This is a genomic window from Marinobacter xestospongiae, assembly GCF_023156385.1.
Taxonomy (GTDB): domain Bacteria; phylum Pseudomonadota; class Gammaproteobacteria; order Pseudomonadales; family Oleiphilaceae; genus Marinobacter; species Marinobacter xestospongiae.
Genome location: NZ_JAKZAK010000066.1, coordinates 1 through 608, shown reverse-complemented (window position 1 = coordinate 608; position 608 = coordinate 1). Strand labels below are relative to the sequence as shown.

Below are 608 nucleotides of genomic sequence, written 5' to 3'. Positions count from 1 at the left end.
TCTGACGCGCTTCATCGAGGACTCGCTGAGGCTCACAGTGAATACACGAAAGAGCGCGGTGGATCGGCCTTGGAAGCGAAGCTTCCTGGGCTTCACCCTCAGCCGGAAAGGGCAGCGATTGAAGGTGGCCAGTAAGGCCCTCAACAAGCTGAAAGCCCAAATCCGGATGCTGAGCCGCCGAACACGGGGCCACTCCCTGGCCCAGGTGATCGCAGATCTGAAAGAGACCCTGCTTGGTTGGAAAGCGTACTTCGACGAAGCCGAAGTGCTGAGCCCGCTGCGAGACCTGGACAAGTGGATACGGCGGAGACTGAGAAGCTACGTGTGGAAGCAATGGGGCCGAAGGGGGTATCGTGAGCTGAGAAAGCGGGGTGTCTCGGTCGAGCTGGCCTGGAACACTGCCAAATCGGCCCATGGCCCGTGGCGGTTGAGCCATTCACCGGCACTGCGGCACGCCTTACCGGCCCGGTTGTTCCGGAGCTATGGACTGCCCGAATTGGCAGTGCGGTAACGGGTTGAATCAAGTCACTGAATCGCCGTGGTACGTGATCCGTATGCCCGGTGATGTGGGAGGAGGGGCATCGTGAGGTGCCTCCCTATCCCGATTA

1 protein-coding gene is annotated in these 608 nt (G+C 60.4%); it reads left to right on the top strand.

Translation table 11 applies throughout. The features are described from left to right. The coding region (locus MLD24_RS21490; RefSeq protein ID WP_282450769.1) for a group II intron maturase-specific domain-containing protein at nt 1-511 on the top strand (511 nt) is incomplete at its 5' end. Nucleotides 512-608: the final 97 nt, after the last annotated feature.